Annotated in this window: 1 protein-coding gene; it reads left to right on the forward strand. The window is 76.1% G+C overall.

Annotated elements, in window-relative coordinates:
* Positions 1-114: 114 nt before the first annotated feature.
* Positions 115-1363: styrene monooxygenase/indole monooxygenase family protein (locus V7793_RS37615; RefSeq protein ID WP_336014242.1), on the forward strand; the 1249-nt coding region annotated here is incomplete at its 3' end.

The raw sequence follows: 1363 nt of genomic DNA on the forward strand, positions 1-1363 counted from the left end.
GAAGTGCGGCATTCGTACGCCATCTGTACAGCACGCGTCGCCTCCCGCTACAACGGGTGGGGGCCCGGCACCGGGACCACACGGCAGGCGACCTCCGGGCCCGCGGAGGCGGCGATGCGCAGGATCGCGGTGGTCGGAGCGGGTCAGGCGGGGCTGCAGCTGGCCCTGGGGCTGCGGCCGGAGAAGCCGCCGGAAGAGGCCGCGGAGGCCTACGAGGTCACGCTGTACGCCGCCCGCAGGCCCGCGGAGGTGCGGGCCGGGCGCATCCTCTCCACCCCGGTGATGTTCGAGCCCGCCCTCGCCCTGGAGCGCGCCGCCGGGCTGAACCGGTGGGAGGCGCGGACACCCCGGATGACGGCCATCCGGATGGCCGTCACCGAGGGGCCGTACGCTCCCGCGGGCGGGATCTCCGTCCCCCTCGATGCGCCCGCACAAGCCGTCGACCAGCGGGTGAAGACGGCGGGCTGGCTGGAGCTGTTCGAGGAGCGCGGCGGGCGCGCCGTGTACGGCACGGTCGGCCCGGACGACCTGCCGGGGATCGCCGCCGCCCACGACCTGACGGTCGTCGCCACCGGCCGCGGCCCCCTCGCGGAGATCTTCGCGCGCGACGGACGGCACAGCCCCTACGACCGCCCGCAGCGGACGCTGGCCGCCTGCTACGTGCGCGGCACGCACGGGCCGGACGGCACCGGCGGGCCGCACGGGCGGATCAACCCCGTGGACGGCGCCGGGGAGTTCTACGTGCTGCACGGCCTCACGCTCGACGGGCCCTGCGAGATGCTGCTGTGGGAGGCGGTGCCGGGCGGGCCGCTCGACGTCTGGGGCGACCGGCCGGGGCCGGGCGCCTGCGTGGAGCGCTCCCTGGAGCTGCTGCGCGGCCGGCTCCCCCGCGAGTACGAGCTGTGCCGGGGCATGGAGCCGACCGACGGCGGCGCCGCACTCACCGGCGCCGTGACCCCCGTCGTGCGCCACCCCGTCGCCCGGGTCGCGCCGGACGCGTACGTCCTGGGCATGGCGGACGCCGTCGTCCTCAACGACCCGATCGGCGGACAGGGCGCCAACAGCGCGGCCCGCTGCGCCGACCGGTACCTGCGGGAGATCACCGGCCACGGCGAACGGCCCTTCGACCGCACGTGGATGCTGCGCACGTTCGCCGCGCACTGGGAGCACGCCCGCCACGTGACGGCCTTCAACAACCTGCTGCTGGGGCCCCCGCCGGAGCACGTGCAGCGCGTCATGTCCGCGGCGGCGCACCACCCCGAGGTCGCGCACCGCTATATCAACGGCTACGCGGACCCGGCCGGATTCCAGGACTGGTTCATGGACGCGGACCGGGCCGACGCCTACCTCGCGGCGGTGGGGG

The organism is Streptomyces sp. KLMMK, assembly GCF_036961605.1.
Lineage (GTDB): Bacteria > Actinomycetota > Actinomycetes > Streptomycetales > Streptomycetaceae > Streptomyces > Streptomyces telluris.